Raw genomic sequence first — 26425 nt, forward strand, 5'->3', positions numbered from 1 at the left:
CGAGCGGCGAGAATGGCCCCCGTGGACACCGAGAACCTCCAGCCGCTGCTGACGCCCGAGGGCCAGGCCCTGCTCGCCGAGTTGCGCGAGTTCACCCCCGAGGAGGAGCTGGCGCTGGCGACCCGCCTGCGCCGGGAGCATCCGGCGGAGCTGGTCTCGGCGGCCTTCGGGCAGGCGCGGCTGCGGCAGCGGGCGCGGGCGAAGTTCGGGGCGGACGCCGACCTGATGTACTTCACGCCCAACGGGGTCGAGCAGTCCACCCGGCGCAGCGTGGCCGAGTGGCGGGCGCAGCGGTTCGCCGCGCTGGGCGTCCGACGGCTGGCGGACCTGTGCTGCGGCATCGGCGGGGACGTGCTGGCGCTGGCCCGGGCGGGCATCGAGGTGCTGGCCGTCGACAAGGACCCGGCGGCCTGCGCCGCCACCGCGGCCAACGCCGCCGCCCTGGGCCTGTCCGAGCTGGTCGAGGTGCGCTGCGCGGACGTCGCCGAGGTGGACGTCACCGGCTACGACGCGGTGTTCACCGACCCGGCCCGGCGCACCTCGCGCGGCCGGGTGTTCGACCCGGAGGCGTACGCCCCACCGCTCTCCTGGGCGATCGAGGCCGGCCGGCGGACCCCGATCGGCGCGCTGAAGGTCGCGCCGGGCATCCCGCACGAGGCCGTGCCCCGGGACGCCGAGGCCGAGTGGGTCTCCGACCACGGTGACGTCAAGGAGGCGGTGCTCTGGTTCGGCACCAGGGCCGCGAGCCCGCACCGCGCCACCCTGCTGCCGCAGGGCGCCAGCCTGACCGGCGGCGACCTGCCCGACCCGCCGGCCGGCCCGGTCGGGCGGTACCTGTACGAGCCGGACGGCGCGGTGATCCGGGCCCACCTGGTGGCCGAGGTGGCCGGGCGGGTGGGCGGCCGGCTGATCGACCCGAAGATCGCCTACCTGACCTCGGACGAGCTGGTCGCCACCCCGTACGCGCACGCCTTCGAGCTCACCGACGTGCTGCCGTTCCACATCAAGAAGCTGAAGGCGCTGCTGCGCGAGCGGGCGGTCGGCACGGTGGTGATCAAGAAGCGCGGGATGGCGATCACCCCGGAGGAGCTGCGCCGCCAGCTCAAGCCCTCCGGGCCGAACAGTGTCACGGTGATCCTCAGCCGCACCGACAACGGGCCGCTGATGATGCTGGGACAGCCGGTCGCGGCGTCCTAGGGGGTCGACCCGCGGCGTCGGTCACGCGGGTGGCTGGATGTAGTCCTCCAGCCGCGCCACCGAGAAGCCCTGCTCCTGTATCCGGGCCAGCAGGTCGCCGAACATCTGGGTCATCGTGGCGCCCTTCAGCTCCTTGGGGCCGCGGAAGTGCGCCAGGATTATGTCGCCGGGCTTCAGCTGCTTGTCCCCCGCCTGGTACTGCATGTCGTGGATCTGCATCGACTCGCGCCAGAGCACCATCGCGCGCGGGCCGCACTGCTGGACGGAGGTGTTGAGCGTCGGGGTGTTGGCGCCGTCGCCGAACGGCGGGCGGAACAGCAGCGGGGCGGCGCCGTACTGCTGGGTGAGCGCGGACTGCGCGTCGCAGATCTCGGACTTCTGCTTCTCCGCCGGGATCCTGCTCATCACCGGGTGGTCCACGGTGTGGTTCTGGACGTGGTTGCCCAGGGCCTGGAGCGGCTTGAAGTAGGCGTAGTCGTTCTTGACGATGTCCCGGGTCAGGAACATCGATATCGGCACCTTGAGGTCGGTGAGCATCTCGACGAACTTCGGGTCCTTCTCGGCCCCGTCGTCGATGGTGATGAAGACGACCTTGTCGCTCGTTTTCACGTCGCTGAACACCGGGACGGGGCCGGTCCGTTCGAGCTTTATCGGCTTGTCGGCGGGCGGCGCCGGGGCGGGGGCGAGCGGGGAGAGGTTCCACTTGGCCCAGGCCGCCGCGCCCGCTCCCGCCGGGGCGCCGGCCGCGGCGGCGGTGGTCGCGGCCGCGGCCGGCGCGGCGCCGGAGGGCCGGGGCGCGGCCGGCGTGGTCGCGGCGGCCGGGGCGGCGCTGCCGCCGCCCCCGTTGTCGCCGCACCCGGTGGCGAGGGCCAGCAGGGCCACCGCCCCCGCCGCGTACGTCCTGGTCCTGCTCCGCCCGTTCCTGATCACCGCTGCGCGCTCCCGGTTCCCGTCCAGCATTCTCTCAGCTATGCACGGTAACGGCCGGTCCCGCGGTTCCCGGTACGGGGCTACTCCAGGTGCTCGCTGGTGAAGGACCAGCGGTGCACCGGGCGGCCGAGCAGCTCGGCCGGCGGGTCGGCGACGGGCACCGGCTCGCCGTTCCACCAGGTGATCAGCAGCACCCGCCCGCCCGGGGCGGTGAGCAGTTCGAGGCGCTCCAGCCCGGCCGAGCCGCGAAGCCGGGGCAGCGCCGACTCCCGTGCCCAGGCGGCGAGTTCGGGCCCGCACCCGTCGGCGGCCCGGGCCTCCCACATCGCGGCGACGGTCATGCCGCGCCACCGCCGAGGGCGTCGTAGGCCTGGCCGTGGACGTCGGTGTGGGGCACGTGGACCTCGGTCACCGGCAGCGAGGAGTCGGCGGACAGGTCGAAGGCGGACGGCGTGCGGTCGCGCCACACCATCTCGGCGCCGAGCGCCGCGACCATCGCGCCGTTGTCGGTGCACAGGCCCGGCCGGGGCACCCGCAGCCGGATGCCGGCCCGGTCGCAGCGCTGCTGGGCCATCTCGCGCAGCCGCGAGTTGGCCGCCACGCCGCCGCCGATCATCAGGTGGTCGACGCCGCTGTCCTTGCACGCCTTGACGGCCTTGCGGGTGAGCACGTCGGTGACCGCCTCCTGGAAGGACGCCGCCACGTCGGCGATCGGCACCTCCTCGCCGGCCCGGCGCCTGGCCTCCACCCAGCGGGCGACGGCGGTCTTCAGGCCGGAGAAGGAGAAGTCGTACTCCGGGTCGTTCTTGCCGGTCAGGCCGCGCGGGAAGGCGATCGCCTTCGGGTCGCCCTCGCGGGCCGTGCGGTCGACGATCGGGCCGCCGGGGAAGCCGAGGCCGAGCACCCGGGCGACCTTGTCGAAGGCCTCGCCGGCCGCGTCGTCGATGGTCGCGCCGAGCGGGCGGACGTCGCTGGTGATGTCCTCGCTGAGCAGCAGCGAGGAGTGCCCGCCGGAGACCAGCAGGGCCATCGTCGGCGAGGGCAGCCGGCCGTGCTCCAGCTGGTCGACGCAGATGTGCGAGGCGAGGTGGTTGACCCCGTACAGCGGCTTGTCCAGCGCCCAGGCGTACGCCTTCGCGGCGCTGACGCCGACCAGCAGCGCGCCGGCCAGGCCGGGGCCCGCGGTGACGGCGATGCCGTCCAGGTCGCTCGCCTTGATCCCGGCGGTGTCCAGGGCGCGCTGGATGGTCGGGACCATCGCCTCCAGGTGCGCGCGGCTGGCGATCTCCGGGACGACGCCGCCGAAGCGGGCGTGGTCGTTGACGCTGGAGGCGACCGCGTCGGCCAGCAGCGTGGTGCCGCGCACGATGCCGACGCCGGTCTCGTCGCAGGAGGTCTCGATGCCGAGGACGAGCGGTTCGTCAGCCATGGCGGGTGTCCTCAATGTCCTTCGGGTCAGTGCTGTCAGTGCTCGGGGAGTCGAGGCGCATCACCAGCGCGTCGACGTTGGCGGGCTGGTAGTAGCCGCGCCGGATGCCCACCGGTTCGAAGCCGTGGCGCTCGTACAGCCGTTGGGCGCGCGGGTTGTCCACCCGCACCTCCAGCAGCAGCTCGGCGCACTCGCGCCGGGCGGCCTCCCGGATCAGGTCGGTGAGCAGCGCCGCGCCGAGGCCGGCGCCCTGGTGGCGCGCGTCGACGGCGATGGTCTGGACGTCGCCCTCACCGGCGATCGCCATCAGGCCGGCGTAGCCGACGATCGTGCCGTCCGGGGCGGCCGCGACGGTGTAGTGGCGGGTGCCGCCGGGGTGGGACTCGGCCAGTTCGGACCAGAACATCCCGGCGGACCAGGCGTCCTCGGGGAAGAGCCGCAGCTCCAGCTCCAGCACCGGCGCGATGTCCCACCAGCGCATCGGGCGCAGGGTGGTGCCGTGGTTCACGCCGGGAGCACCGCCTTGTAGCCGGCCGGGACCTGGGCGTCCGGGCGGCGCAGGTACAGCGGGTGGTTCGGCAGCAGCTCGCGCCCGGCGGCCAGCTCGGCGGCGGCGAACCCGGCCAGGGCGCCGGCCGAGACGTGCTCGGGGCCGTGCCCGCCCGGGAAGGCGTCGGGGTAGAGCAGCGCGCCGGCGCCGACGGAGCGTTCCTGCGGGGTCAGCTCGGCCGGGCGGTCCACGCCGGGGCCCTCGGTGCGGCGGCCCTCGGCGTCGTACGAGGCCCAGTAGACCTCCTTGCGGCGCGCGTCGGTGGCGACGGTGAACGGCTGCCCGGCCAGGCCCTCGGCGCGGGCCTGGAAGGCGATCGCGTCCAGGGTGCAGACGCCGTGCACCGGCAGCCCGAGCGCGTGGCCGAGCGCGGCGGCGGTCACCAGGCCGACCCGCAGGCCGGTGTACGGGCCGGGGCCGACGCCGACCGCGATGCCGGTCAGCCGGTGCTTGTCCACCCCCGCGGCCCGCAGCACCCCGTCGATCGCGGGCAGCAACAGTTCGCCGTGGCGCCTGGCGTCGACCTGGTGGGTCTCGGCGAGGACGGCCGTGCCGTCGTGGACGGCGGCGGTGACGGCGGGGGTAGCGGTGTCGAACGCGAGCAGCAGCACGGGGTCAAGGTTAGACCGCGTTGGGCCGACCGGCCGATCGGCAAGGTGTACCAGCCGGGAACACACATCCGAGGCGCTGCGACCCGCGCGGATGAACCTGGCACGATGGGGCCGTACGTAAAGGGACGGCGGCGGGAGCGGCAACGTGGCGAAGATGGGTCCTGGAGTGGTGGTCACGGGGTTGACCCTGGGGGCCCTGGCGGTGGTGAGCCTGCTGGCCTTCCAGGCCAACGGCGCCCAGGACCGGGCCGGCGGCCCCAGGCCCACGGCCACCACCACGGCGACCGGCACCGCGACCGCCGCGGCGCCGACCGCCTCGGCCGCCCCGACCGTCCCCGCGCTGCCGACCACCTCGGGCACCGGCATCCGCGTGGTCTACTCGGTCGGCAGCCACTTCGTCTGGCTGGTCGACCCGAAGAAGACTCCGCAGGTCGCGGCCGCCTTCCCGGTCACCCCGGGCTCGGTCGAGCCGGCCCCGGGCAGCTACGCCGTGTACAGCCGCACCCAGACCACCACCGGGACGGACGGCAAGCAGATCGAGCACGTGGTGCGCTTCGCGCAGCAGAACGGCGTGGTGTTCGGCTTCAGCGCGGCGGTGGACGGCGCGACGCCGACCACCGACCCGAGCGCCAAGACCGGCGGCATCCGCAGCGGACGCGCCGAGGGGCAGCTGCTCTGGGACTTCGCGCCCAAGGACACCAAGGTGGTCGTGATCGCCTGACCCGGACGGCCCGGAACGGCCCGGGCCCGGAAGGACCGGCCTCACGCGGCCCGGGGCGCCCGCGCCTCGGGCCGTTCGTCCTGTCGGGGCCGCGGTTCGGGCGGGGTGGACACCGCCTCGGCGGCCGCGCAGGCGGCCAGCAGCGCCCGCATCGGCTCTCCCGGAGCGCGACGGGCCGGTTCTCCGGCCCCGGCGGCGGGGACCGCGCGCTTCGGGGCGGGGGTGGTGCTCGACATGGCGCCTCCCTAGTTAGGCAGACCTAACCGCAGCACCCATCCCACCACGCCCGGCACCCCGCCCGCAACATCTTGCCGACAGCCTGTCGGCAAGATGTCGGCGGGACGTCGGCACCCCGTCGGCGCCCGTCGGCTATCCGAGGTCCGCCAGCGCCGCGTCCGCCCAGCGCGGGCCGATCCCGGTCAGCACCACCCGGCGCGGGTCCTGGTCGTCCCCGTCCGCCGTGCCGCCGATGGCGCGCTCGATCCGGACCTCCAGCCGGTCCTCGGACAGCCGCTCGACCTTGCCCTCGCCCCACTCCACCACGACCACCGACTCGGGCAGCGAGACGTCCAGGTCGAGGTCCTCCATCTCGTCCAGGTCCCCGCCCAGCCGGTACGCGTCCACGTGCACCAGCGCCGGGCCGCCGACCAGCGAGGGGTGCACCCGGGCGATCACAAAGGTCGGTGAGGTCACCGCCCCGCGGACCTGCAGGCCCTCCCCCAGGCCCCGGGTCAGCGTGGTCTTCCCCGCGCCCAGCTCCCCGGAGAGCAGCACCAGGTCACCCGGCCGCAGCAGCGCGGCCAGCTCCCGGCCGAGCCGGCCCATCCGCTCCGGGGTGGGGACGGTGAGAGTGGCGTGCGAGCCCATGCGCGTGTCTTGCCCTTCGGTCCGTACCGGCGCACCGACCACCGGCCGCCACCGCTACCGTGCCACATCCGCGCGCCGCCGGGGCTCACACGGGGTCGACGACGCCTTCCGCGACCCGCTCCCGGGCCAGGTCGAGGACGGCCGCGGGCAGCGGCGCCGCCCCGGCGAAGCCGGCGGCCCGGCGCAGCAGCCGCGCCAGCTCGTGGTCCACCAGCTCCGGGCGTTCCAGCATCACCAGGTGCCCGGCGCCCTCGGCCAGGACCAGTTCGGCGCCGGGCAGCCGCGCGGCCATCGCCTCGCTGTGCGTCGAGGGCGTCAGCAGGTCCTTCGTCCCGGCCAGCACCAGCGCGGGCAGGCCCCGCAGGGCGGCCAGCGCCTCGTACTTCTCGTGCGCGCCGAACACCGGGTAGAACTCGGCGACCACGTCGATCGGGGTGGCGTCCAGCAGCTGCTCGGCGAAGCGCACCACACCGGGGTCGACGTCCCGGCCGCCGAAGGAGAACCTCCGGTAGAACACGGCGGCCACGTCCGAGCCCAGCCGCCTGGTCGCCTCGATCAGGTCGACCTGGCGGCCCAGCAGCTTCACCATGCCGGGCGCGACCTTCCTGAACAGCTTCGCGCCGGCCCTCGGCAGGCCGAGGCTGACCTCGTTCCAGTCCCCGGCGAGGGTGCCGATCAGCGCCACCCCGGCGACCCTCTCGCGGAACAGTTCAGGGTGCTGGTCGGCCAGCGCCATCACCGTCATGCCGCCCATCGAGTGGCCCACCAGCACCAGCGGCCCGGTCGGGGCGACGGCGTCGATCACGGCCTTGAGGTCGCCGCCCAGCTGGTCGATGCCGGCCGGCTCGCCCGCCAGGTACGAACGGGAGCGCTCGGAGCGGCCGTGGCTGCGCTGGTCCCAGAGGACCAGCCGCATGCCCTCGCGCAGCGCGGCCCGCTGGAAGTGCCAGCTGTCCTGGTTGAGGCAGTAGCCGTGGCAGAACACCACGGTCAGCGGCTCGGCGCCGGCGCCGTCCCCGTCCGGCCCGCTCCAGCCGGTGCCGTCCAGCTCGACGTACAGCTCGGTGCCGTCCGGCGCGGCCACCGTCCTCGGACGGCCGCGCAGCGAGCCGTACGGGGCGTTCGCGTCCAGCTCGGCCCGGGCCCGGCGGCGCATCGCCCGGCCGACGGTCAGCCGCTCCACCGCGACGCCCGCGGCCGCCCCCGCCGCCAGTACGCCGACCGAGATCCCGATCACACCCGCCCGGCTCACCCCGGAGGCGGCGCCGGCCGCCTTGGCGACCGCCGCGACCGGACTGCCCTCGGCCGGTGCACCGGTCATGCCGACGGGCCCTCCGGGTGGCTGCCGCCGAGGTAGCGGCGGGGCACCCGGGCACCGATCCGGGTGATGATCTCGTACGAGATGGTGCCGCAGGCGCGGGCCCAGTCCTCCGCGGTGGGCTCGCCGCGCTCGCCGTTGCCGAACAGCAGCACCTCGTCGCCGATCGCCGGGGTCTCGCCGCCGAGGTCCACCACGAACTGGTCCATCGCGACCCGGCCGGCCACCGTGCGCCACTTGCCGGCGATCTGCACCGGGCCGGTGCCGCTGGCGTGCCGGGGGATGCCGTCGCCGTAGCCGACCGGGACCAGGCCCAGGGTGGTCTCGCCCGGCGTCGTGTAGTGGTGGCCGTAGCTGACCCCGTGCCCGCCGGGGACGTGCTTGACCAGCGCCAGCCGCGCGGTCAGCGCCATCACCGGGCGCAGCCCGAAGTCGGCCGGCGAGCCCACCTCCGGCACCGGCGACAGCCCGTACGCGGCCAGGCCGGTGCGGACCAGGTCGAAGTGCGACTCGGGCAGCAGCAGCGCGGCCGGGGAGTTCGCCAGGTGCCGGACCGCGGGGCGCAGCCCGGCGGCCTCGGCCGTGGCCAGCGCGGCGCGGTAGGAGTCCAGCTGGGCCTGGATCGACGGGTGGCCCGGCTCGTCCGCCGCGGCGAAGTGCGACCACACGCCGACGACCGTCAGCAGCCCCTCCGTCTCGGCCCGGCGGGCGGCGGCCACCAGCCGCGGCCAGTCGTGCGGCTGGCAGCCGTTGCGGCCGAGGCCGGTGTCGGCCTTCAGGTGCACCCGGGCCGGGATGCCGGTCTCGCGGACGGCGGGCAGCAGCTCGTCCAGCGCCCACTGGCCGCTGACCGAGATGTCCAGGTCCGCGCGCAGCGCCTCGTGCCAGGGCCCGCCCGGCGTCCACAGCCAGCACAGGATGCGGGCCTGCTCCGGGCGGATGCCCGCGGCCCGCAGCGCCAGCGCCTCGTCCGGCGTCGCGCAGCCGAGCCAGCCGATCCCGTTCGCGACCGCTTCCCGGGCGCACTCGACCGCGCCGTGGCCGTAGGCGTTCGCCTTGACGGCGAGCATCACCGCCGCGCCGCCGACGCGTTCGCGCAGGGCGGCGAGGTTGCCGCGCAGGGCGGCGAGATCGATGGTCGCCTCGGCCCGGAGGCCGTCGGTGCGGGTGGCTGTGCCGGTCGTGTTCGCAGTTGTCATCAGGGTCAGTCTCCCAGACGTCCCGGAGTCCTCGCCGAACGGCCCGGCGGCGCGGCGGCCCCCACGACGCGCCGACGTGCGGCGGACCGCCCGTTCACCCCGTTCAGGACGCCGCAACCGGATGTCCCGGTTCCGGGGTCACCCCGCGCGGACCGCCCGCCACACCGCCGGGAGCGCCCCGGCCACCGCGAGCGCCGTCGTCGGGGCGCCCGGCACGCCCGCCGCCTCCCGGCCGGCCAGGCCGTGCAGGTAGGCGGCCGCCGACGCGGCCTCCAGCGGCGCGAGGCCGGCCGCCAGCAGGGAGCCGGCCAGCCCGGCCAGCACGTCGCCGCTGCCGGCGGTGGCCAGCCAGGAGGTGCCGGTGGGGTTCACCCGGACGGCCCCGCCCGGATCGGCGACCACCGTGGTCGAGCCCTTCAGCAGCACCGTGGCGCGGTAGCCGGCCGCCAGCCGTCGGGCGGTGGCCAGCCGGGCCGCGGCCAGGTCGTCGGCGGCCGGCGGTGTACCGCCGTCGGCGCCGGCGAGCAGCCGGGCGGCCTCGCCGGTGTGCGGGGTGAGCAGGGTGGGCGCGGTGCGGCCGGCCAGCGCGTCCGGGCCGAGCCGGCCCAGCTCGGTCAGCCCGTCGGCGTCCACCAGCACCGGGACGTCGCTCGCCAGCGCCTCGGTCAGCGCCTGCCGCGCCCCCTCGCCGCCGCCCGGCCCGACCACCCAGGCCTGCACCCGTCCGGCGCCGGCCGGCCCGCCCTCGGTGACCAGCACCTCCGGGAAGCGCCGCACCACCTCCTCGGCCGCCGTGCCCACGTACCGGACGGCGCCCGCGCCGCCGTGCAGCGCCCCGGCCACCGCCAGCAGCGCCGCCCCCGGGTAGGTCGCCGAGCCGGCCGCCACCCCGACCACGCCGCGCCGGTACTTGTCGCTCTCCGCGCCCGGCTCCGGCAGCAGCGCCGCCACGTCCGCGTGCTGGAGCGCCGTCACCTGCGCGGCGCCCGGCTCCAGCCCGATGCCGACCAGCTGCACGGCCCCCGCGTACGAGGCCCCCGGGTCGACCAGCAGCCCGGGCTTGTACGTGCCGAAGCAGACCGTGACGTCCGCCCGCAGCGCGGCGCCCGGCACCTCCCCGGTGTCGGCGTCCACCCCGCTCGGCAGGTCCACCGCCACCACGATCCCGTGCCGCTCGGCCCTCGCGTACGGCACGGCCTCCGGGCGCAGCCCGCCCCGGCCGCCGATGCCGACGATCCCGTCCAGCACCAGGTCCGCGCGCGGGAAGTCGGCCAGGCCGACTTCCCGCTCCGCCGTCACCCGCCCGCCGGCGGCCCGCAGCGCGGCCAGCCCGCCCGGGTGGGCCTTCTCCGGCGCCAGCAGCACCGCCGTCACCCGCGCCCCGCGCCGGGCCAGCGCGGCCCCGGCGTACAGGGCGTCACCCCCGTTGTCCCCGCTGCCCGCGAGCACCGTCACCCGGCTGCCGTACACCCGCCCCCGACGCCGCGTCAGCAGCCGCGCGCAGGTCGCGGCCAGCCCCGCGGCCGCCCGCTGCATCAGGGTGCCCTCGGGCAGCCGCGCCATCAGCTCGGCCTCGGCGGCCCGGACGGTTTCCACAGGGTGTGCATGACGCATGGGGAGAACTCCTTCGGCGGTCGGCTACCGCCGACGCTAGCCCGCGTCACCGCCCCGCGGGAGCCGGGCCTGCGGCACACGTTCGAGTGACAACCACTTCGATCCCCCGCCGGTGCCGGTCCGTACGCCTACCTTGTGGCCCGCACAAGGATCGCGAGGCCAAGCGCCTGGGCTACGCCGCTGCGGGCATCCCGTGCTACCTGGTCATCGACCGCAGCGACGGCAGGGTGACGCTGTTCACGGATCCGGGGAACGGCGACTGCACCACCCTCCACGAAACCGAATTCGGCAGGCGCATCAAGCTCCCGCCCCGTTCTCCTTCACGCTCGGCACGGTGCCCCTGCGGTAGGACGCAGCCACCGCAGGGGCACCGTGCCGCCGAGCGACTACTCGACGGTGACCGACTTCGCCAGGTTGCGCGGCTGGTCGACCTCGTGGCCCTTGGCCGTGGCCAGCTCGCAGGCGAAGACCTGGAGCGGGACGGTGGCGACCAGCGGCTGGAGCAGCACCGGGGTGGCCGGGATGCGGATCAGGTGGTCCGCGTACGGGACGACGGCCTCGTCGCCCTCCTCGGCGATCACGATCGTGCGAGCACCGCGGGCCCGGATCTCCTGGATGTTGGAGACGATCTTGTCGTGCAGGATCGAGCGCCCGCGCGGCGAGGGCACGACCACCACGACCGGCAGCCCCTCCTCGATCAGCGCGATCGGGCCGTGCTTGAGCTCGCCCGCCGCGAAGCCCTCGGCGTGCATGTACGCCAGCTCCTTGAGCTTGAGCGCGCCCTCCAGGGCCACCGGGAAGCCGACGTGGCGGCCGAGGAACAGCACCGAGCGGGCGTCGGCCAGCGAGCGGGCCAGCTCGCGCACCGGCTCCATGGTCTCCAGGACCTGCTCGACCTGCTTCGGCGCGTCGCCGAGCTCCTTGATGACGGCGAAGATCTCGTCGCCCCACTTGGTGCCGCGCACCTGGCCCAGGTACAGGGCGACCAGGTAGCAGGCGACCAGCTGGGTCAGGAACGCCTTGGTCGAGGCGACCGCGACCTCCGGGCCGGCGTGGGTGTACAGCACCGCGTCCGACTCGCGCGGGATGGTGGAGCCGTTGGTGTTGCAGATCGCCAGCACCTTGGCGCCCTGCTCGCGGGCGTGCCGCAGGGCCATCAGGGTGTCCATGGTCTCGCCGGACTGCGAGATGGCGATGACCAGCGTGCCCGGGCCCATGATCGGGTCGCGGTAGCGGAACTCGGAGGCGACCTCGACCTCGCAGGGGATGCGGGTCCAGTGCTCGATCGCGTACTTGGCGATCATGCCGGCGTGGAAGGCCGTGCCGCAGGCCACGATGACGACCTTGTCGACCGAGCGCAGGTCGGCGTCGGAGATCCGCAGCTCGTCCAGGGTCAGCCGGCCGTCGGTGCCGATCCGGCCGAGGAGGGTGTCGGCGACCGCCTTCGGCTGCTCGGCGATCTCCTTGAGCATGAAGTAGTCGTAGCCGCCCTTCTCGGCGGCCGAGGCGTCCCAGTCGACGTGGTACTCGCGCACGTCGGCCGGGGTGCCGTCGAAGTTGGTGACGGTCACGCCCTCCCGGCGCAGCTCGACCACCTGGTCCTGGCCCAGCTCGATCGCCTCGCGGGTGTGGGCGATGAAGGCGGCGACGTCCGAGGCGAGGAAGTTCTCGCCCTCGCCGCGGCCGACCACCAGCGGCGAGTTGCGGCGGGCACCGACGACCACGTCCGGCGCGTCCGCGTGCACGGCGACCAGGGTGAAGGCGCCCTCCAGCTGACGGCAGACCACCCGCATGGCCTCGGCGAGGTCACCCGCGTAGGCCTCGCCCAGCAGGTGGGCGACGACCTCGGTGTCGGTCTCGGACCGGAGGGTGTGGCCGCGCTCGGCGATCTCGGCGCGCAGCTGCGCGAAGTTCTCGATGATGCCGTTGTGCACCACGGCCACCCGCTGGTGGTCGTCCAGGTGGGGGTGGGCGTTGGCGTCCGTCGGGCCGCCGTGGGTGGCCCAGCGGGTGTGGCCGATGCCGGTGGTGCCGCCGGGCAGAGGGGACTCGGCGAGCGACTTCTCCAGATTGGCGAGCTTGCCCGCCCGCTTGTCGGTGGCCAGGCTCCACTGCCCCTCGGAGTCCTGGACCTGCACCGCGACACCGGCCGAGTCGTAGCCCCGGTACTCCAGTCGCTGCAAGCCTGCGATTACTACGTCGAGGGCGGACTGAGCGCCCACGTATCCAACAATTCCGCACATGCGTGCCAGCATAAGGGCGGTTCTGTGGCCGTTTCCCCCCGCGCGCGAACGCTGCGTGACCGACACCACAGCCACCGTGAACGCCGCTACGGCTCACAATGGAGCATGTGCTGACCGAACTCTGTACGCGGGGCGCCGCCACGCCCGGCCCGTCGCCGTCCCCCTACGTCGACCTCAGCCGGGCCGAGTGGAGCGCGCTGCGCGAGCGTACGCCACTGCCGCTGACCGCCGAGGAGGTGGAACGGCTGCGCGGCCTCGGCACCGCCCTCGACCTGGACGAGGTCCGCGACGTCTACCTACCGCTGTCGCGCCTGCTGAACCTGTACATCCACGCCACGCACGAGCTGCGCGGCACGCTGGGCACCTTCCTGGACACCCCGGACACCGAACGCACCCGCACCCCGTTCATCATCGGCGTGGCCGGCTCCGTGGCGGTCGGCAAGTCCACCACCGCCCGCCTGCTCCAGGCACTGCTCGCCCGCTGGCCCGAGCACCCCCGGGTCGAGCTGGTCACCACCGACGGCTTCCTGCTCCCCAACGCCGAGCTGCGCCGGCGCGGCCTGATGGCCCGCAAGGGCTTTCCGGAGTCGTACGACCGCCGGGCGCTGATGCGCTTCGTCGCGGACGTGAAGGCGGGCAAGGAGCGGGTCAGCGCGCCGGTCTACTCGCACCTGGTGTACGACATCGTGCAGGGCGAGCGGCTGACCGTGGAGCGCCCGGACATCCTGATCGTCGAGGGCCTGAACGTGCTCCAGCCGGCCCTGCCCGGCTCCGACGGCCGCACCCGCCTCGCGGTGGCCGACTACTTCGACTTCTCGATCTATGTCGACGCCCGGACCGACGACATCGAGCACTGGTACCTGGACCGCTTCCGCAAGCTGCGGCAGACCGCCTTCCAGGACCCGAACTCCTACTTCCGCCGCTTCACCGAGGTGCCGGAGGAGGAGGCGATGGAGTACGGCCGGCAGGTCTGGCGCACCATCAACAAGCCCAACCTGCTGGAGAACGTGCTGCCGACCCGCGGCCGCGCCACCCTGATCCTCCAGAAGGGCTCGGACCACAAGGTCCGCCGGGCGCTGCTGCGCAAGCTCTGAGCGCCCGCCGGGCACGACACGAAGGGCCCCCGCGTCGCGCGGGGGCCCTTCGCCGTCTCCGGGGCTCAGCCCAGGTGGGTGCCCGGGGGCTCAGCCCAGGTGGGTGCGCACCGCGTCGGCCAGCCGCTGCCCGACCGCCTCGGCCTGCGCCGGGTCGGCGGCCTCGACCATCACCCGGACCAGCGGCTCGGTGCCCGACGGGCGCAGCAGGACCCGGCCGGTGGAGCCCAGCTCGGCCTCGGCCGCGGCGACCGCGGCGGTCAGCTCGGCGCTGGTCCGCACCCGGGACTTGTCGACGCCCTTGACGTTGATCAGCACCTGCGGCAGCCGGGTCATCACGGCGGCCAGGTCGGCCAGCGGCTGCTTGGTGGCGGCCAGCCGGGCGCCCAGCATCAGGCCGGTCAGGGTGCCGTCGCCGGTGGTGGCGTGGTCCAGCAGGATCACGTGGCCGGACTGCTCGCCGCCCAGCGCGAAGCCGTGCTCCTTCATCGCCTCCAGCACGTAGCGGTCGCCGACGGCGGTCTCCACCAGCTCGATGCCCTCGCGCTCCATCGCCAGCTTGAAGCCGAGGTTGGACATCACGGTGGCCACCGCGGTGTTGCGGCGCAGGGTGCCGGCCTCCTTCATGGCGACCGCGAGGATGGCGATGATCTGGTCGCCGTCCACCTCGGCGCCCTCGGCGTCGGCGGCCAGGCAGCGGTCGGCGTCGCCGTCCAGGGCGATGCCCAGGTCGGCCTTGTGCTCCTTCATCGCGACCCGCAGCCGGTCCAGGTGGGTGGAGCCGACGCCGTCGTTGATGTTGAGGCCGGTGGGCTCGGCCCCCAGGGTGTGGACCACCTCGGCACCGGCCCGGGCGAAGGCCTCGGGGGCGACGTAGGCGGCCGCGCCGTGGGCGCCGTCGATGACGACCTTGATGCCGTCCAGGCGGTTGGGCAGCACGCCGATCAGGTGGGCGACGTACTTGTCGAAGCCCTCGGTGTACTCGCGCACCCGGCCGACGGCCGCGCCGGTCGGACGGTTCCAGTCCTCGTCGCCGAGCGTGTGCTTGCGGTAGTGGGACTCGATCGCGTCCTCGATCCGGTCGTCCAGCTTGTGGCCGCCGCGGGCGAGGAACTTGATGCCGTTGTCCGGCATGGCGTTGTGGCTGGCGGACAGCATCACGCCGAAGTCGGCGCCGAGCGCGCCGGTGAGGTACGCCACGGCCGGGGTGGGCAGGACGCCGACCCGCAGGACGTCGACGCCGGCGCTCGCCAGACCGGCGATGACGGCGGCCTCCAGGAACTCGCCCGAGGCGCGCGGGTCACGGCCGACCACCGCGACCGGCCGGTGGCCGTCGAAGGCGCCGGCCTCGCCGAGCACATGGGCCGCCGCGACCGACAGGCCGAGCGCGAGCTCCGCCGTCAGGCCCTCGTTGGCCACTCCGCGCACGCCGTCCGTACCGAAGAGTCGTCCCACTGTCCCGTCCTCCATCACCACTGCTCGGAACCCAACCGAAGATCCCGGCCGCCGCACAGTAGCCGGGGAACACGTCGCCCCGGAGTACGCGAGGTACTCCGGGGCGACGGTTTCGCACAACCAGGGGGTGCGCCGCCAGGGCGGAGCGCACCCCCGGGGAGGCGATTAGCGCTTGCTGTACTGCGGCGCCTTGCGGGCCTTCTTCAGACCGGCCTTCTTGCGCTCGACGGCGCGGGCGTCACGCATCAGGAAGCCGGCCTTCTTCAGCGCGGCGCGGTTGTTGTCCACGTCGGCCTCGTTCAGGGCACGGGCGACGCCGAGGCGCAGCGCGTAGGCCTGGCCGGAGGTGCCACCACCGCTGATGCGGGCGATGACGTCGTAACGGCCGTCCAGCTCAAGGAGCTTGAAGGGCTCGTTCACGGTCTGCTGGTGCACCTTGTTGGGGAAGTAACCCTCGAGGGTGCGACCGTTGATCTTCCACTGGCCGGTGCCGGGGACGATGCGCACGCGGGCGATCGCCTCCTTGCGACGGCCGAGGCCGGCGCCCGGGGTGGCCTCGCCGAAGCGGCCGGCCAGGGACTCGGAGGTGTAGCTCTCCTCGGAGGTGTACTCGCCCTCGACGGCCTCAACGGCCTCGTCGAAGTCGACCTCAAGGGTTTCAGTGGTCTCGGCCACGATGTTCCTCAGCTCTTTTCAGTGTTGGGGGGCTTGGTGGCCGAATTACTGCGCGACCTGGGTGATCTCGAACGGCACCGGCTGCTGGGCAGCGTGCGGGTGCTGGTCGCCCGAGTAGACCTTCAGCTTGGAGAGCATCTGGCGGCCCAGGCTGTTCTTGGGGATCATGCCCTTGATGGCCTTCTCGACGGCCTTCTCCGGGTTGTTCGCCAGCAGGTCGTCGTAGCGCACCGAGCGCAGACCGCCCGGGAAGCCCGAGTGGCGGTAGGCCAGCTTCTGGGTCTTCTTGTTACCGGACAGGTGCACCTTGTCGGCGTTGATGATGATGACGAAGTCACCAGTGTCAACGTGCGGCGCGTAGATCGCCTTGTGCTTGCCCCGGAGGAGGTTGGCGGCCTGGGAGGCCAGGCGGCCGAGCACGACGTCGGTCGCGTCGATGACGTGCCACTGACGCTGGACGTCGCCGGGCTTGGGGCTGTACGTACGCACGGTCGTAGCCTTCGCTTTTCAGTGAGTGAGTCCTGACAGGAGCACCCGGACGGCAGAGCAGCCTGGCCAACCTTGGACGCAATTCAAGGGGGACCGCTGGTCGACGACCTGATGTCTCCGGCGTACCGACCTCTCACGTGAGAAAGAGCGAGCCAATACGCACATCAAGCGTCCAGGTTACCGGCCCGACCCTGAGGGGTCAAAAATCGGCTGGCCCCCTCCCGGCCGGGGCCGGTCGCGACTCAGCGTTCGCGCTCCACCCGGGTCACGTCCCAGACCGGCTCCGACGACTCGTACACCCGGCCGTCCGCCCCGAACACCAGGAAGCGGTCGAAGGTCCTGGCGAACCAGCGGTCGTGGGTGACGCACAGCACGGTGCCCTCGAAGGCCTCCAGGCCGGTCTGCAGCGCCTCGGCGCTCTCCAGGTCCAGGTTGTCGGTCGGCTCGTCGAGCAACAGGGCCGTCACACCGGAGAGTTCGAGCTTGAGGATCATCAGCCGGGCCTGCTGCCCGCCGGACAGCGACTCGAACTTCTGCTCCTCCTGGCGGTCCAGCTCGTAGCGGCGCAGCGCCCCCATCGCGGCGCCGCGGCTGAGCGCGTGCTCCTCCTCGACGATCGACCGCACGGTGCGGCCGAACAGCTCCGGGTGGGCGTGGGTCTGCCGGAAGTGGCCGGGGACGACCCGGGCGCCGAGCTTCCAGTTCCCGCTGTGCCCGACCGTCGTGTCGCCGGCCAGCAGCCGCAGCAGGTGCGACTTGCCGGCGCCGTTGGCGCCCAGCACCGCGACCCGCTCGCCGTAGAAGACCTCCAGGTCGAAGGGCTGCATCAGGCCGGTGAGCTCCAGCTGCTCCAGGGTGAAGGCGCGCATGCCGGTGCGCCCGCCCTTGAGCCGCATGGTGATGCTCTGCTCGCGCGGGGGCTCCTCCGGGCGGCCGGCCTCCTCGAACTTCTTCAGCCGGGTCTGGGCGGCGGCGTAGCGGGTGGCGAGCGCGTGGCTGACGGAGGCCGCCTGGCGCAGGGTGACGACCAGCTTCTTGAGCTTGGCGTGCTCCTCGTCCCAGCGCCGGCCCAGCTCCTCGAAGCGCGCGAAGCGGTCCTTGCGGGCCTCGTGGAAGCTGTCGAAGCCGCCCCCGTGCACCCAGACGCTGCTGCCGGCGGCGCCGGACTCGACGGCGATGATCTTGTCCGCGGTCTTCGAGAGCAGCTCGCGGTCGTGCGAGATGTACAGCACGGTCTTCGAGGTGGCCTTGATGGCCTCCTCCAGCCAGCGCTTGCCCGGGACGTCCAGGTAGTTGTCCGGCTCGTCGAGCAGCAGCACCTCCTCCGGGCCGCGCAGCAGCGCCTCCAGGACCAGCCGCTTCTGCTCGCCGCCGGAGAGGGTGTTCAGGCCCCGCCACTGGGCCTTGTCGAACGGCACCCCGAGGGCCGCCGTGGTGCAGACGTCCCAGTCCGTCTCGTAGTCGTAGCCGCCGACGTCGGCCCAGTCGGAGAGCGCCTGGGCGTAGGCCATCTGCGTCTTCTCGTCGTCCTGGGCGATCATCGCCAGCTCGGCGGCGTCCACCGCGCGGGCGGCCTTGGCGATCCGCTCGGGGGCGACCGACACCAGCAGGTCGCGCACCGAGGCGTCGGCCGGCAGCGCGCCCGGGGTGGACGACTGGTCCTCGCGGCCGGTGGTGCCGACGAACTGGCGCATCACGCCCAGCCCGCCGCTGATCGTCACCGAGCCGCCGTGCGGCTGGATGTCCCCCGCGATCATGCGCAGCAGGGTGGTCTTGCCGGCGCCGTTGGCACCGACCAGGGCGACCGCGGCGCCCTCTCCGACCCGGAAGGACGCGTCGTCGAACAACACGCGCCCGTCCGGCAGGTAGTACTCCAGGTGCGAAATCTCGACGTGTCCCATGGGAGCGATTCTCCCAAGCGGACGCGCCGGGCCAAAACGGATTACCCGACGGCCGGCTGCCCGGGCAGGGTCCGCATCCGCCGGGCCGCCCGGTTGCGCTCGGCCAGCTGGTCGTCCGGCGGATAGCCGACCTCCTCCAGCGTGAGCCCGTACGGCCGGATCACGTTGACGGCGGAGTTGCGCACCCCGCCCGCCAGCACCTCGCCGGGGAACTCCACCGGCCGGTGCCCGTCGCCGACCAGCAGCATCGCGCCGACCAGCGCCCGGACCATGTTGTGGCAGAAGGCGTCGGCCCGGACGGTGGCGACCGCGAGCGAGCCCTCCTGGGCCGCGTAGGAGTCCACCGGGACGCGGTCCCAGTGCAGCTCCAGCAGGGTGCGGATGGTGGTGGCGCCCTCGCGCTTCTTGCAGTACGCGGCGAAGTCGTGCTCGCCGAGCAGCAGCTTCGCCGCGGCGTTCATCCGGTCCACGTCCAGCGGGCGGTCGTGCCAGAGCACGTGGCCGCGCAGTAGCGGGTCCACCCCGCCGGGGTGGTCGGCGACGCGGTACGCGTACCGGCGCCAGACCGCCGAGAAGCGGGCGTCGAACCCGGCCGGCGCCTCGCCGACCCGGTAGATCCGGACGTCCCCGGGCAGCCGGCCGGCCAGCCGGCGCAGCAGCTTCTCCCGGTGCGCCTCCCACAGCTCGGCGGGCAGGTCGACGTGGGCGACCTGGCCGCGGGCGTGCACCCCGGCGTCGGTGCGGCCGGCCACGGTCAGCGGGAACAGTTCGGGGCTGCGGGTGACGATCTGCAGCGCGGTCTCGATCTCCTCCTGGACCGTCCGCCGGCCGCCCTTCTGACGGGCCCAGCCGGAGAACTCGGCGCCCTGGTAGGCGAGGTCGAGCCGGACCCGGACGTACCCGTCGGCCGGGCCGTCCTTCACCGGCGGCTGCTCGGCGCAATCGTTGACCACTGCTTCTCACATCTCCCGGGGATGAGGAACGGGCCCGCTCCCCCAGAGCTGGGGAAACGGGCCCGCGGAACACCTAGAGGCGTCAGGCCTGCTCGGCGGCCTCGGCCTCGTCGGCCTTGGTCTCGACGGCAGCGGCCTCGTCGGCCTCCTTGACGGCGCGCTTGGTGGCGGCCTCGGCCTCGCCGACGGCGGTCTGCGCGACGGTCAGCGCCTCGACCAGCTCGATCACGGCCATCGGGGCGTTGTCGCCACGACGGGGACCGATCTTGGTGATGCGGGTGTAGCCACCCGGGCGGTTCTCGTAGCGCGGCGCGATCTCGGTGAAGAGGGTGTGCAGCACCGAGATGTCGGTGATGGTCTTGCGCACCAGGCGACGGTTGTGGATGTCGCCCTTCTTCGCCTTGGTGATCAGCTTCTCCGCCAGCGGGCGCATCCGACGGGCCTTGGCCTCGGTCGTGGTGATGCGGCCGTACTGGAACAGCTCCCGGCACAGACCGGCGAGCAGCAGCGGCTCGTGGTGCGGGCCGCCGCCGAGGCGGGCACCCTTGGTGGGACGCGGCATGGATTTCTCCTTGGATCTCCGACTACGGCCGTATCAGGTACCGCAGCGGGCGTACGGGCACTGTTGCCCGTACGACTTTCGCGACGACGGGGGCGGCTCCGTGGAACCGCCCCCGCGGCCAATTCTCTTAGTACTGCTCGGTCTCGGCGAAGTGCGAGTCGTCGAGGTCGTCGGCGCCGAAGGCGTCGGCGGCAGCGGTCGGGTCGAACCCGGGCGGGCTGTCCTTGAGGGCCAGGCCCATGCCGGCCAGCTTCGCCTTGACCTCGTCGATCGACTTCGCACCGAAGTTGCGGATGTCGAGCAGGTCGGCCTCGGAGCGGGCGACGAGCTCACCCACGGTGTGGATGCCCTCGCGCTTGAGGCAGTTGTAGGAGCGGACGGTGAGCTCCAGCTCCTCGATCGGCAGCGCCAGGTCGGCGGCCAGGGCGGCGTCCGTCGGGGACGGGCCCATGTCGATGCCCTCGGCGTCGATGTTCAGCTCGCGGGCGAGACCGAACAGCTCGACCAGGGTCTTGCCGGCCGAGGCCATGGCGTCGCGCGGACGCATGGCGGGCTTGGTCTCGACGTCGACGATCAGCTTGTCGAAGTCGGTCCGCTGCTCGACACGGGTGGCCTCGACCTTGTAGGTGACCTTCAGCACCGGGCTGTAGATCGAGTCGACCGGGATGCGGCCGATCTCCTGGCCGGAGGCCTTGTTCTGGACGGCGGAGACGTAGCCGCGACCGCGCTCGACGGTCAGCTCCATCTCCAGCTTGCCCTTGCCGTTCAGCGTGGCGAGGACCAGCTCGGGGTTGTGCACCTCGACACCCGCCGGCGGGGCGATGTCGGCGGCGGTGACGACACCCGGGCCCTGCTTGCGCAGGTACATCACGACCGGCTCGTCGTGCTCCGAGGAGACGACCAGCTGCTTGATGTTGAGGATGAGGTCGGTCACGTCCTCCTTGACGCCCGGCACGGTGGTGAACTCGTGCAGGACGCCGTCGATGCGGATGCTGGTGACAGCGGCACCCGGGATCGACGACAGGAGCGTGCGGCGCAGGGAGTTGCCGAGGGTGTAGCCGAAGCCCGGCTCCAGCGGCTCGATCACGAACCGGGAGCGGAACTCGTCGACGACCTCTTCGGTCAGCGAGGGACGCTGAGCGATAAGCATGGGGGAAATCCTCCGGTTGTCTTCGGCACCCACTATTTGATGCCGACAGGACCAAGCGTACGGGCTCCCGTGGAAAACGGGAGCCCGTACGAGGTTTAAAACATCACCCGCGTGCCCGAAGGCGCTGCGTCAGACGCGGCGGCGCTTCGGCGGACGGCAGCCGTTGTGCGGGGTGGGGGTGACGTCCTGGATCGAGCCGACCTCCAGGCCGGTGGCCTGGAGCGAACGGATCGCGGTCTCGCGGCCGGAGCCCGGACCCTTCACGAAGACGTCAACCTTGCGCATGCCGTGCTCCTGCGCGCGACGGGCAGCGGCCTCGGCGGCCATCTGCGCGGCGAACGGGGTCGACTTGCGCGAGCCCTTGAAGCCGACGTGGCCGGCGGAGGCCCAGGAGATCACGTTGCCCGCGGGGTCGGTGATCGAAACGATGGTGTTGTTGAACGTGCTCTTGATGTGCGCGTGGCCGTGAGCGACGTTCTTCTTTTCCTTGCGGCGGATCTTCTTCGCGCCGGCAGCCTGACGACCCTTGGGGGGCATAAGTCTGTTCTCCTACTGAGGTGGTCGGTCCGCTGACCCGCGGGCCGGAGGGATGTCCGGTTACGGGACGGACTACTTCTTGCCCGGCTTCTTCTTACCGGCGATCGCGCGACGCGGGCCCTTGCGGGTACGCGCGTTGGTGTGGGTGCGCTGGCCGCGGACCGGCAGGCCACGGCGGTGACGCAGACCCTCGTAGCAGCCGATCTCGACCTTGCGGCGGATGTCGGCGGCCACCTCACGGCGGAGGTCACCCTCGACCGTGTAGTTGGCGTCGATGTACTGACCCAGCTTGACCAGGTCGTCCTCGGTGATGTCGCGGACGCGGACGTCCGGGTTCACACCGGTCTCGGCCAGGGTCTGCTGGGCGCGGGTACGGCCGATGCCGTACACGTAGGTGAGGGCGATCTCGATCCGCTTCTCACGGGGGAGATCAACGCCGGCGAGGCGTGCCATTCAAGGCTCCTGTGCTTTTTCAGAGGTCTTGCGTGCTGCCTACTCCGACACCTCACGGTGAGGGAGCCCCGGCCTCTGACCGGGGGTGGCAGTCCGTTCCGGACGGAACGGATCGGGCAGCCCGCTTATGACGTTTTCGCGTCGCGCGAAGTACTACGAGAAATGCTGGGGAGAGATCAGCCCTGGCGCTGCTTGTGGCGCAGGTTGTCGCAGATCACCATGACCCGGCCGTGACGGCGGATCACCTTGCACTTGTCGCAGATCTTCTTGACGCTCGGCTTGACCTTCATGTTCAGGTTCTCCGGGTCTAGATCTGACGTTCTTACTTGTAGCGGTAGACGATCCGCCCGCGCGTGAGGTCGTAGGGGCTGAGCTCCACGACGACCCGGTCGTCCGGCAGGATGCGGATGTAGTGCATGCGCATCTTGCCACTGATGTGCGCGAGGACCTTGTGACCGTTCTGCAGCTCGACCTTGAACATCGCGTTCGGCAGAGACTCGATCACGGTGCCCTCGATCTCAATGGCGCCTTGCTTCTTAGCCATGAACTGCGAGATCCACCTTCCGGGACCGGCTACCGTATGCGGAACGCTCGTGCGAACCTGGGTTCACCCCTCCCCCGGGGGGAAGAGGGCGCGCTGAAGCACGCTACGAGTGAGCCGACGGTCCATCCTACGCCAGCGCGTCCGACGGACCAAAACGGGGGCCCCGGAAAGCGGTCACCGTCACACCCGTCGCGTCAGGCCTTGGTGAAGACCACCAGCGGCTCGACGTGGGCGGTGCAGGCCGAGCAGCGGCGGGCGGCCTCGGGGATCTCGGTCAGGCACTCGGGGCAGGGACGCTTCGGCGTCTTCGGCTTCTTCGGCATGTAGCGCGCGGTCGCCTTGGTGATCGGCAGCACCACGCAGAAGTACAGCACCGCGGCGGTCATGAAGAACGCGATCAGCACGTTGAGGAACTGCCCGTACGGGAAGGTCACCCCCGCGATGTGCGCCTTGTACGAGCTGAAGTCGCCGGCCGCACCGACCACCACGCCCACCAGCGGGGTGAGGAAGGCGGACACGAAGCCGGTCACCACCGCGGTGAACGCGGCACCGATGACCACACCGACCGCCATGTCGACGACGTTGCCGCGCATCATGAAGTCGCGGAATCCCTTGAGCACGTACTCTCTCCTGCTCGCTCGTGAGCCACTACAGACCCTGCCAGCCGATAAAAATAGGACAAAAGCCCTGGAGGTCCAAACCTCCAGGGCTCTGATCCCTTGTCAGCAGCGGCAGTTGGGCGCCGTGGCGACTACGCGAGGGGGTCCGGAGCTGCGGTGATGCCCAGCTTGGCCAGCTCGGCCCGGCCGCCGTCGAAGGCGGTCAGCACCAGCGGGCCCTGCTCGGTGACGGCCACCGAGTGCTCCCAGTGCGAGGCCCAGGTGCCGTCGTTGGTGACGACCGTCCACTCGTCGTCCAGCACGGTGGTGTGCGGGGTGCCGAGCGAGACCATCGGCTCGATCGCGAGCACGGTGCCGGGGACCAGCTTCGGGCCCTTGCCGCGGCCGCGCTCGACGTAGTTCAGCACGTGCGGCTCCATGTGCATCGCGGTGCCGATGCCGTGACCGCCGTAGCCCTCGGTGATGCCCCACTTGCCCTTCGGCGGCAGCGGCTGGCGACGGATGAAGCCCTCGATCGCCTTGGAGACGTCCACCAGGCGGTTGTTCTTCTTCATCTGGGCGATGCCGGCCCACATCGAGCCCTCGGTGACCCGGCTCAGCATCTCGACCTCCGGGCGGACCTCGCCGACCGCCACCGTGATGGCCGAGTCGCCGTGCCAGCCGTCCAGGATGGCGCCGCAGTCGATCGAGATGACGTCACCCTCCTGGAGCACCCGCTCGCCGGGGATGCCGTGCACCACCTCGTTGTTCACCGAGGCGCAGATCACGCCCGGGAACCAGAGCCCGCCGTGGTGGGCCCGGAAGTTCGAGGTGGCACCGTGGCCGGTGATGACCTTGTCCGCGACGTCGTTGAGCTCCTGGGTGGTCACCCCGGGGACGACCGCCTCGCGACAGGCCTTCAGGGCCTCGGCGACGACCAGCCCGGCCGCTCGCATCTTCGCGATCTGCTCGGGGGTCTTGATCTCCACCATCTGGTCACGCCTTCCAAGTCCGGATTACCACTGCTACCACCGTACGACGCCGAAACGGCCGGGCCACCCGCGAGGGGCGGGCGACCCGGCCGTACCGTCGTACGTTCGCCGAGAGACTCAGCTGTCCTGCTTCAGCGCCTCGATGGCGCGGGTGGTGACCTCGTCCACCTTGCCGAGGGCCGGGATGGTCACCAGCAGCCCCTGCTCCTTGTAGTAGCCGATGATCGGCTCGGTCTCCGTGTGGTAGACCTCCAGGCGGGTGCGCACCGCTGCCTCGGTGTCGTCCGAGCGCTGGTAGAGCTCGCCACCGCACTCGTCGCAGACACCCTCCTCCTTCGGGGGGTTGTACGCGACGTGGAACACGTGGCTGCCGTTCTTGCGGCACAGGCGACGGCCCGCGATCCGCTTGACGACCTCGTCCTCGGGGACCTCCAGGTCCAGGACGCCGTCCAGCTTGATGCCCTTCTCGGCGAGAAACTCGTCGAGAGCCTCGGCCTGGCCCAGGTTGCGGGGGAAGCCGTCGAGCAGGAAGCCGTTCTCGGCGTCCGCCTGGAGCATGCGGTCCTTGGCCATCCCGATGGTGACCTCGTCCGGCACCAGGCGGCCGGCGTCCATGTAGCCCTTGGCCTCGAGCCCCAGCGGGGTGCCCTGGCCGATGTTGGCACGGAACAGGTCGCCGGTGGAGATGTGCGGGATGGACAGGGTCTTGGCGAGCAGGTGCGCCTGAGTACCCTTCCCGGCCCCGGGAGGACCAACGAGGACGATACGCATCAGCGGAGGAACCCTTCGTAATTGCGCTGCTGGAGCTGGCTCTCGATCTGCTTCACAGTTTCGAGTCCGACGCCGACGACGATGAGCACGCTGGTGCCGCCGAACGGGAAGTTGGTCTGCTGTCCGAAGGCGACCAGGGCGATCATCGGGATCAACGCGATCAGGCCCAGGTAGAGCGAACCCGGCCACGTGATACGGGTCAGCACGTAGTTCAGGTACTCGGCCGTCGGTCGGCCGGCCCGGATACCCGGGATGAACCCACCATACTTCTTCATGTTGTCGGCAACTTCTTCGGGGTTGAAGGAGATGGCGACGTAGAAGAACGCGAAGAAGACGATCAGCAGGAAGTAGGTGGCCATGTAGATCGGGTGGTCACCCTTGACGAAGTTCGTCCGGATCCACGTGGCCCAGCCTGCCTGGCTGTTGGTCAGCTGGACCACCAGGGCGGGGATGTACAGCAGCGACGAGGCGAAGATGACCGGGATGACACCGGCCTGGTTCACCTTGAGCGGGATGTAGGTCGAGGTCCCGCCGAACGCGCGGCGCCCGATCATCCGCTTCGCGTACTGGACCGGGATCCGGCGCTGGGCCTGCTCGACGAAGATGACCAGCATCACGACGATGACGCCGACCGCGACCACGGAGAGGAACTCGACCCAGCCGCCGCCGATGGTGCCGGACTGCTTGATCGCCCACATCGAGGACGGGAACTGGGCCGCGATCGAGGTGAAGATCAGCAGCGACATGCCGTTGCCGATGCCGCGGTCGGTGATCAGCTCGCCGAGCCACATGATGACCGTCGTGCCGGCGGTCATGGTGAGCACCATGACGGCGATCCGGAACACGCCGGTGTCCGGGACGATCTGGTTGGCCAGCGGGCAGCCGGAGAACAGCGCACCGCTGGAGGCCGTCGCCACGATGCCGGTGCCCTGGAGCACGGCGAGCGCGATGGTCAGGTAGCGGGTGTACTGGGTGATCTTGGCCTGGCCGGCCTGTCCCTCCTTCTTCAGCATCTCCAGTCGCGGGATCACGACGGTGAGGAGCTGGAGGATGATGCTCGCCGTGATGTACGGCATGATGCCGAGGGCGAAGATCGTCAGCTGGAGGAGCGCGCCACCGCTGAACAGGTTGACGAGTCCGAAGAGGCCGCTGTTCTTGGTCTCCTTCACGCACTCGTTCACGGCCGTGAAGCTCACGCCCGGGATCGGGATGTGCGAGCCCAGGCGGAACAGCACCATGATGCCCAGCGTGAACAGCAGCTTCTTGCGCAGGTCGGGCGTCTGGAACGCCCGCGCGAACGCACTGAGCACGGTGCCTCCTGCGCCTCCCGCGCGTCGTCGGCGGGAGGGTCGGTCCTGAATGGGGAGTTTGGCGGTTCGGGCTCCCGTACAGACGGCACAGGCGAGCCTACGCGCAGCCTACAAGGGAACTCCACGGACTCTAACAGTGCGCAGCCACTCGGAAGAAGCGCGTACCACCCCTCCCCCACTCATGGGGTACGGGATGCCCGGGTTTGCCACACAAAAGAACGAGCGCCGTCCGGCCGGATATCCCCGGGAACGGCGCGAGCC

General features: G+C 72.0%; 29 protein-coding genes. 3 read left to right on the forward strand and 26 right to left on the reverse strand.

The annotated features are described in order from the left end of the window. Nucleotides 1–12 precede the first annotated feature (12 nt). A complete protein-coding gene (locus ACZ6EM_RS15070) occupies nucleotides 13–1197 on the forward strand; it encodes a THUMP-like domain-containing protein (protein ID WP_401046474.1) in 1185 nt (394 codons plus the stop codon). A 21-nt stretch (nucleotides 1198–1218) separates the two neighbouring features. Here ACZ6EM_RS15070 and ACZ6EM_RS15075 read toward each other — a convergent pair whose 3' ends face one another. Genes ACZ6EM_RS15075 through tsaB form a run of 5 tightly spaced genes read right to left on the reverse strand, consistent with a single transcriptional unit; the run spans nucleotide 1219 to nucleotide 4717 of the window. Further along, nucleotides 1219–2157, reverse strand: a complete 939-nt coding sequence (locus ACZ6EM_RS15075) for a polysaccharide deacetylase family protein (protein WP_465772528.1) — start codon at nucleotides 2155–2157, stop codon at nucleotides 1219–1221. Nucleotides 2158–2207: 50 nt separating this feature from the next. Then, entirely contained in the window at nucleotides 2208–2468 is a 261-nt protein-coding gene (locus tag ACZ6EM_RS15080) for a hypothetical protein (protein ID WP_401053890.1), read from the reverse strand. Continuing rightward, nucleotides 2465–3556 (reverse strand): tRNA (adenosine(37)-N6)-threonylcarbamoyltransferase complex transferase subunit TsaD, encoded by a 1092-nt coding sequence (gene tsaD / locus ACZ6EM_RS15085; RefSeq protein ID WP_401053889.1) that lies wholly within the window; start codon nucleotides 3554–3556, stop codon nucleotides 2465–2467. Before tsaD ends, ACZ6EM_RS15080 begins: the two co-directional genes overlap by 4 nt. Further along, entirely contained in the window at nucleotides 3549–4037 is a 489-nt protein-coding gene (gene rimI, locus ACZ6EM_RS15090; RefSeq protein WP_387686383.1) for a ribosomal protein S18-alanine N-acetyltransferase, read from the reverse strand. The genes tsaD and rimI overlap by 8 nt, the downstream gene beginning before the upstream one ends. Nucleotides 4038–4060: 23 nt before the next feature. Further along, on the reverse strand, nucleotides 4061–4717 hold the full coding sequence (tsaB, locus tag ACZ6EM_RS15095; RefSeq protein WP_380356892.1) for a tRNA (adenosine(37)-N6)-threonylcarbamoyltransferase complex dimerization subunit type 1 TsaB: 657 nt from the start codon (nucleotides 4715–4717) through the stop codon (nucleotides 4061–4063). 154 nt (nucleotides 4718–4871) lie between these two features. On the opposite strand from tsaB, the gene ACZ6EM_RS15100 reads away from it, so the two are divergent. Then, nucleotides 4872–5438, forward strand: coding sequence for a hypothetical protein (locus ACZ6EM_RS15100; RefSeq protein WP_465772529.1), 567 nt, complete (start codon nucleotides 4872–4874; stop codon nucleotides 5436–5438). A gap of 41 nt (nucleotides 5439–5479) precedes the next feature. Here the strand turns inward: ACZ6EM_RS15100 and ACZ6EM_RS15105 are convergent, their stop codons facing one another. From ACZ6EM_RS15105 to glmS, 6 genes are all read right to left on the reverse strand, one after another. Beyond that, nucleotides 5480–5674 carry a hypothetical protein gene (locus ACZ6EM_RS15105; protein WP_401053884.1) on the reverse strand — a complete coding sequence of 65 codons (195 nt, stop codon included), beginning with the start codon at nucleotides 5672–5674 and terminating at the stop codon, nucleotides 5480–5482. 133 nt (nucleotides 5675–5807) lie between these two features. After that, a complete protein-coding gene (gene tsaE, locus ACZ6EM_RS15110; RefSeq protein WP_359897495.1) occupies nucleotides 5808–6305 on the reverse strand; it encodes a tRNA (adenosine(37)-N6)-threonylcarbamoyltransferase complex ATPase subunit type 1 TsaE in 498 nt (165 codons plus the stop codon). A gap of 85 nt (nucleotides 6306–6390) precedes the next feature. Next, nucleotides 6391–7626 carry an alpha/beta fold hydrolase gene (locus ACZ6EM_RS15115; RefSeq protein WP_401049444.1) on the reverse strand — a complete coding sequence of 412 codons (1236 nt, stop codon included), beginning with the start codon at nucleotides 7624–7626 and terminating at the stop codon, nucleotides 6391–6393. Continuing rightward, nucleotides 7623–8822 (reverse strand): alanine racemase, encoded by a 1200-nt coding sequence (alr, locus tag ACZ6EM_RS15120; RefSeq protein WP_465772530.1) that lies wholly within the window; start codon nucleotides 8820–8822, stop codon nucleotides 7623–7625. The genes ACZ6EM_RS15115 and alr overlap by 4 nt, the downstream gene beginning before the upstream one ends. Before the next feature lie 138 nt (nucleotides 8823–8960). Continuing rightward, nucleotides 8961–10436, reverse strand: coding sequence for an NAD(P)H-hydrate dehydratase (locus ACZ6EM_RS15125; protein WP_465772531.1), 1476 nt, complete (start codon nucleotides 10434–10436; stop codon nucleotides 8961–8963). A gap of 386 nt (nucleotides 10437–10822) precedes the next feature. Continuing rightward, nucleotides 10823–12679 carry a glutamine--fructose-6-phosphate transaminase (isomerizing) gene (glmS, locus tag ACZ6EM_RS15130; protein WP_465772532.1) on the reverse strand — a complete coding sequence of 619 codons (1857 nt, stop codon included), beginning with the start codon at nucleotides 12677–12679 and terminating at the stop codon, nucleotides 10823–10825. 98 nt (nucleotides 12680–12777) lie between these two features. Between glmS and coaA the strand changes: the two genes are divergently transcribed. Then, entirely contained in the window at nucleotides 12778–13773 is a 996-nt protein-coding gene (gene coaA / locus ACZ6EM_RS15135) for a type I pantothenate kinase (RefSeq protein WP_359897501.1), read from the forward strand. Nucleotides 13774–13863: 90 nt separating this feature from the next. Here coaA and glmM read toward each other — a convergent pair whose 3' ends face one another. The 15 genes from glmM to secY form a co-directional block, all read right to left on the reverse strand. Next, nucleotides 13864–15228, reverse strand: a complete 1365-nt coding sequence (glmM, locus tag ACZ6EM_RS15140; protein ID WP_452179453.1) for a phosphoglucosamine mutase — start codon at nucleotides 15226–15228, stop codon at nucleotides 13864–13866. 165 nt (nucleotides 15229–15393) lie between these two features. Then, nucleotides 15394–15903 carry a 30S ribosomal protein S9 gene (gene rpsI, locus ACZ6EM_RS15145; protein ID WP_387735829.1) on the reverse strand — a complete coding sequence of 170 codons (510 nt, stop codon included), beginning with the start codon at nucleotides 15901–15903 and terminating at the stop codon, nucleotides 15394–15396. 45 nt (nucleotides 15904–15948) lie between these two features. Then, nucleotides 15949–16392 carry a 50S ribosomal protein L13 gene (rplM, locus tag ACZ6EM_RS15150; protein ID WP_030055846.1) on the reverse strand — a complete coding sequence of 148 codons (444 nt, stop codon included), beginning with the start codon at nucleotides 16390–16392 and terminating at the stop codon, nucleotides 15949–15951. A gap of 242 nt (nucleotides 16393–16634) precedes the next feature. Then, nucleotides 16635–18293 carry an ABC-F family ATP-binding cassette domain-containing protein gene (locus ACZ6EM_RS15155; RefSeq protein WP_465772533.1) on the reverse strand — a complete coding sequence of 553 codons (1659 nt, stop codon included), beginning with the start codon at nucleotides 18291–18293 and terminating at the stop codon, nucleotides 16635–16637. 41 nt (nucleotides 18294–18334) lie between these two features. After that, nucleotides 18335–19246 (reverse strand): tRNA pseudouridine(38-40) synthase TruA, encoded by a 912-nt coding sequence (gene truA, locus ACZ6EM_RS15160; RefSeq protein WP_380631384.1) that lies wholly within the window; start codon nucleotides 19244–19246, stop codon nucleotides 18335–18337. 82 nt (nucleotides 19247–19328) lie between these two features. After that, a complete protein-coding gene (gene rplQ, locus ACZ6EM_RS15165; RefSeq protein ID WP_359897505.1) occupies nucleotides 19329–19808 on the reverse strand; it encodes a 50S ribosomal protein L17 in 480 nt (159 codons plus the stop codon). A 127-nt stretch (nucleotides 19809–19935) separates the two neighbouring features. Then, nucleotides 19936–20958, reverse strand: a complete 1023-nt coding sequence (locus tag ACZ6EM_RS15170) for a DNA-directed RNA polymerase subunit alpha (RefSeq protein ID WP_049649049.1) — start codon at nucleotides 20956–20958, stop codon at nucleotides 19936–19938. A gap of 129 nt (nucleotides 20959–21087) precedes the next feature. Beyond that, nucleotides 21088–21495 carry a 30S ribosomal protein S11 gene (gene rpsK, locus ACZ6EM_RS15175; RefSeq protein WP_030232513.1) on the reverse strand — a complete coding sequence of 136 codons (408 nt, stop codon included), beginning with the start codon at nucleotides 21493–21495 and terminating at the stop codon, nucleotides 21088–21090. 72 nt (nucleotides 21496–21567) lie between these two features. Continuing rightward, complete coding sequence (gene rpsM, locus ACZ6EM_RS15180) at nucleotides 21568–21948, reverse strand: 30S ribosomal protein S13 (protein ID WP_350511311.1); 381 nt, start codon at nucleotides 21946–21948, stop codon at nucleotides 21568–21570. Nucleotides 21949–22124: 176 nt separating this feature from the next. Beyond that, nucleotides 22125–22238 (reverse strand): 50S ribosomal protein L36, encoded by a 114-nt coding sequence (rpmJ, locus tag ACZ6EM_RS15185; protein ID WP_003956441.1) that lies wholly within the window; start codon nucleotides 22236–22238, stop codon nucleotides 22125–22127. Between the two features lie 32 nt (nucleotides 22239–22270). Next, complete coding sequence (infA, locus tag ACZ6EM_RS15190) at nucleotides 22271–22492, reverse strand: translation initiation factor IF-1 (RefSeq protein ID WP_003956442.1); 222 nt, start codon at nucleotides 22490–22492, stop codon at nucleotides 22271–22273. 194 nt (nucleotides 22493–22686) lie between these two features. After that, a complete protein-coding gene (gene mscL / locus ACZ6EM_RS15195; RefSeq protein ID WP_452182862.1) occupies nucleotides 22687–23112 on the reverse strand; it encodes a large conductance mechanosensitive channel protein MscL in 426 nt (141 codons plus the stop codon). Between the two features lie 131 nt (nucleotides 23113–23243). Next, nucleotides 23244–24083, reverse strand: a complete 840-nt coding sequence (gene map / locus ACZ6EM_RS15200) for a type I methionyl aminopeptidase (RefSeq protein WP_401046064.1) — start codon at nucleotides 24081–24083, stop codon at nucleotides 23244–23246. A 117-nt stretch (nucleotides 24084–24200) separates the two neighbouring features. After that, entirely contained in the window at nucleotides 24201–24854 is a 654-nt protein-coding gene (locus ACZ6EM_RS15205) for an adenylate kinase (protein ID WP_401046066.1), read from the reverse strand. Continuing rightward, on the reverse strand, nucleotides 24854–26164 hold the full coding sequence (gene secY, locus ACZ6EM_RS15210; protein ID WP_359820423.1) for a preprotein translocase subunit SecY: 1311 nt from the start codon (nucleotides 26162–26164) through the stop codon (nucleotides 24854–24856). The genes ACZ6EM_RS15205 and secY overlap by 1 nt, the downstream gene beginning before the upstream one ends. Nucleotides 26165–26425: the final 261 nt, after the last annotated feature.

This window comes from Kitasatospora sp. NPDC041917 (genome assembly GCF_055589745.1).

Coding starts and splice junctions, on each gene's coding strand:
- ACZ6EM_RS15070 (WP_401046474.1), top strand. CDS start 13: ATGGCCCCCGTGGACACCGAGAACCTCCAGCCGCTGCTGACGCCCGAG.
- ACZ6EM_RS15075 (WP_465772528.1), bottom strand. CDS start 2,157: ATGCTGGACGGGAACCGGGAGCGCGCAGCGGTGATCAGGAACGGGCGG.
- ACZ6EM_RS15080 (WP_401053890.1), bottom strand. CDS start 2,468: ATGACCGTCGCCGCGATGTGGGAGGCCCGGGCCGCCGACGGGTGCGGG.
- tsaD (WP_401053889.1), bottom strand. CDS start 3,556: ATGGCTGACGAACCGCTCGTCCTCGGCATCGAGACCTCCTGCGACGAG.
- rimI (WP_387686383.1), bottom strand. CDS start 4,037: ATGCGCTGGTGGGACATCGCGCCGGTGCTGGAGCTGGAGCTGCGGCTC.
- ACZ6EM_RS15100 (WP_465772529.1), top strand. CDS start 4,872: ATGGGTCCTGGAGTGGTGGTCACGGGGTTGACCCTGGGGGCCCTGGCG.
- ACZ6EM_RS15105 (WP_401053884.1), bottom strand. CDS start 5,674: ATGTCGAGCACCACCCCCGCCCCGAAGCGCGCGGTCCCCGCCGCCGGG.
- tsaE (WP_359897495.1), bottom strand. CDS start 6,305: ATGGGCTCGCACGCCACTCTCACCGTCCCCACCCCGGAGCGGATGGGC.
- ACZ6EM_RS15115 (WP_401049444.1), bottom strand. CDS start 7,626: ATGACCGGTGCACCGGCCGAGGGCAGTCCGGTCGCGGCGGTCGCCAAG.
- alr (WP_465772530.1), bottom strand. CDS start 8,822: ATGACAACTGCGAACACGACCGGCACAGCCACCCGCACCGACGGCCTC.
- ACZ6EM_RS15125 (WP_465772531.1), bottom strand. CDS start 10,436: ATGCGTCATGCACACCCTGTGGAAACCGTCCGGGCCGCCGAGGCCGAG.
- glmS (WP_465772532.1), bottom strand. CDS start 12,679: ATGTGCGGAATTGTTGGATACGTGGGCGCTCAGTCCGCCCTCGACGTA.
- coaA (WP_359897501.1), top strand. CDS start 12,778: ATGGAGCATGTGCTGACCGAACTCTGTACGCGGGGCGCCGCCACGCCC.
- ACZ6EM_RS15155 (WP_465772533.1), bottom strand. CDS start 18,293: ATGGGACACGTCGAGATTTCGCACCTGGAGTACTACCTGCCGGACGGG.
- rplQ (WP_359897505.1), bottom strand. CDS start 19,808: ATGCCGCGTCCCACCAAGGGTGCCCGCCTCGGCGGCGGCCCGCACCAC.
- ACZ6EM_RS15170 (WP_049649049.1), bottom strand. CDS start 20,958: ATGCTTATCGCTCAGCGTCCCTCGCTGACCGAAGAGGTCGTCGACGAG.
- rpsK (WP_030232513.1), bottom strand. CDS start 21,495: ATGCCCCCCAAGGGTCGTCAGGCTGCCGGCGCGAAGAAGATCCGCCGC.
- rpsM (WP_350511311.1), bottom strand. CDS start 21,948: ATGGCACGCCTCGCCGGCGTTGATCTCCCCCGTGAGAAGCGGATCGAG.
- rpmJ (WP_003956441.1), bottom strand. CDS start 22,238: ATGAAGGTCAAGCCGAGCGTCAAGAAGATCTGCGACAAGTGCAAGGTG.
- infA (WP_003956442.1), bottom strand. CDS start 22,492: ATGGCTAAGAAGCAAGGCGCCATTGAGATCGAGGGCACCGTGATCGAG.
- map (WP_401046064.1), bottom strand. CDS start 24,083: ATGGTGGAGATCAAGACCCCCGAGCAGATCGCGAAGATGCGAGCGGCC.
- ACZ6EM_RS15205 (WP_401046066.1), bottom strand. CDS start 24,854: ATGCGTATCGTCCTCGTTGGTCCTCCCGGGGCCGGGAAGGGTACTCAG.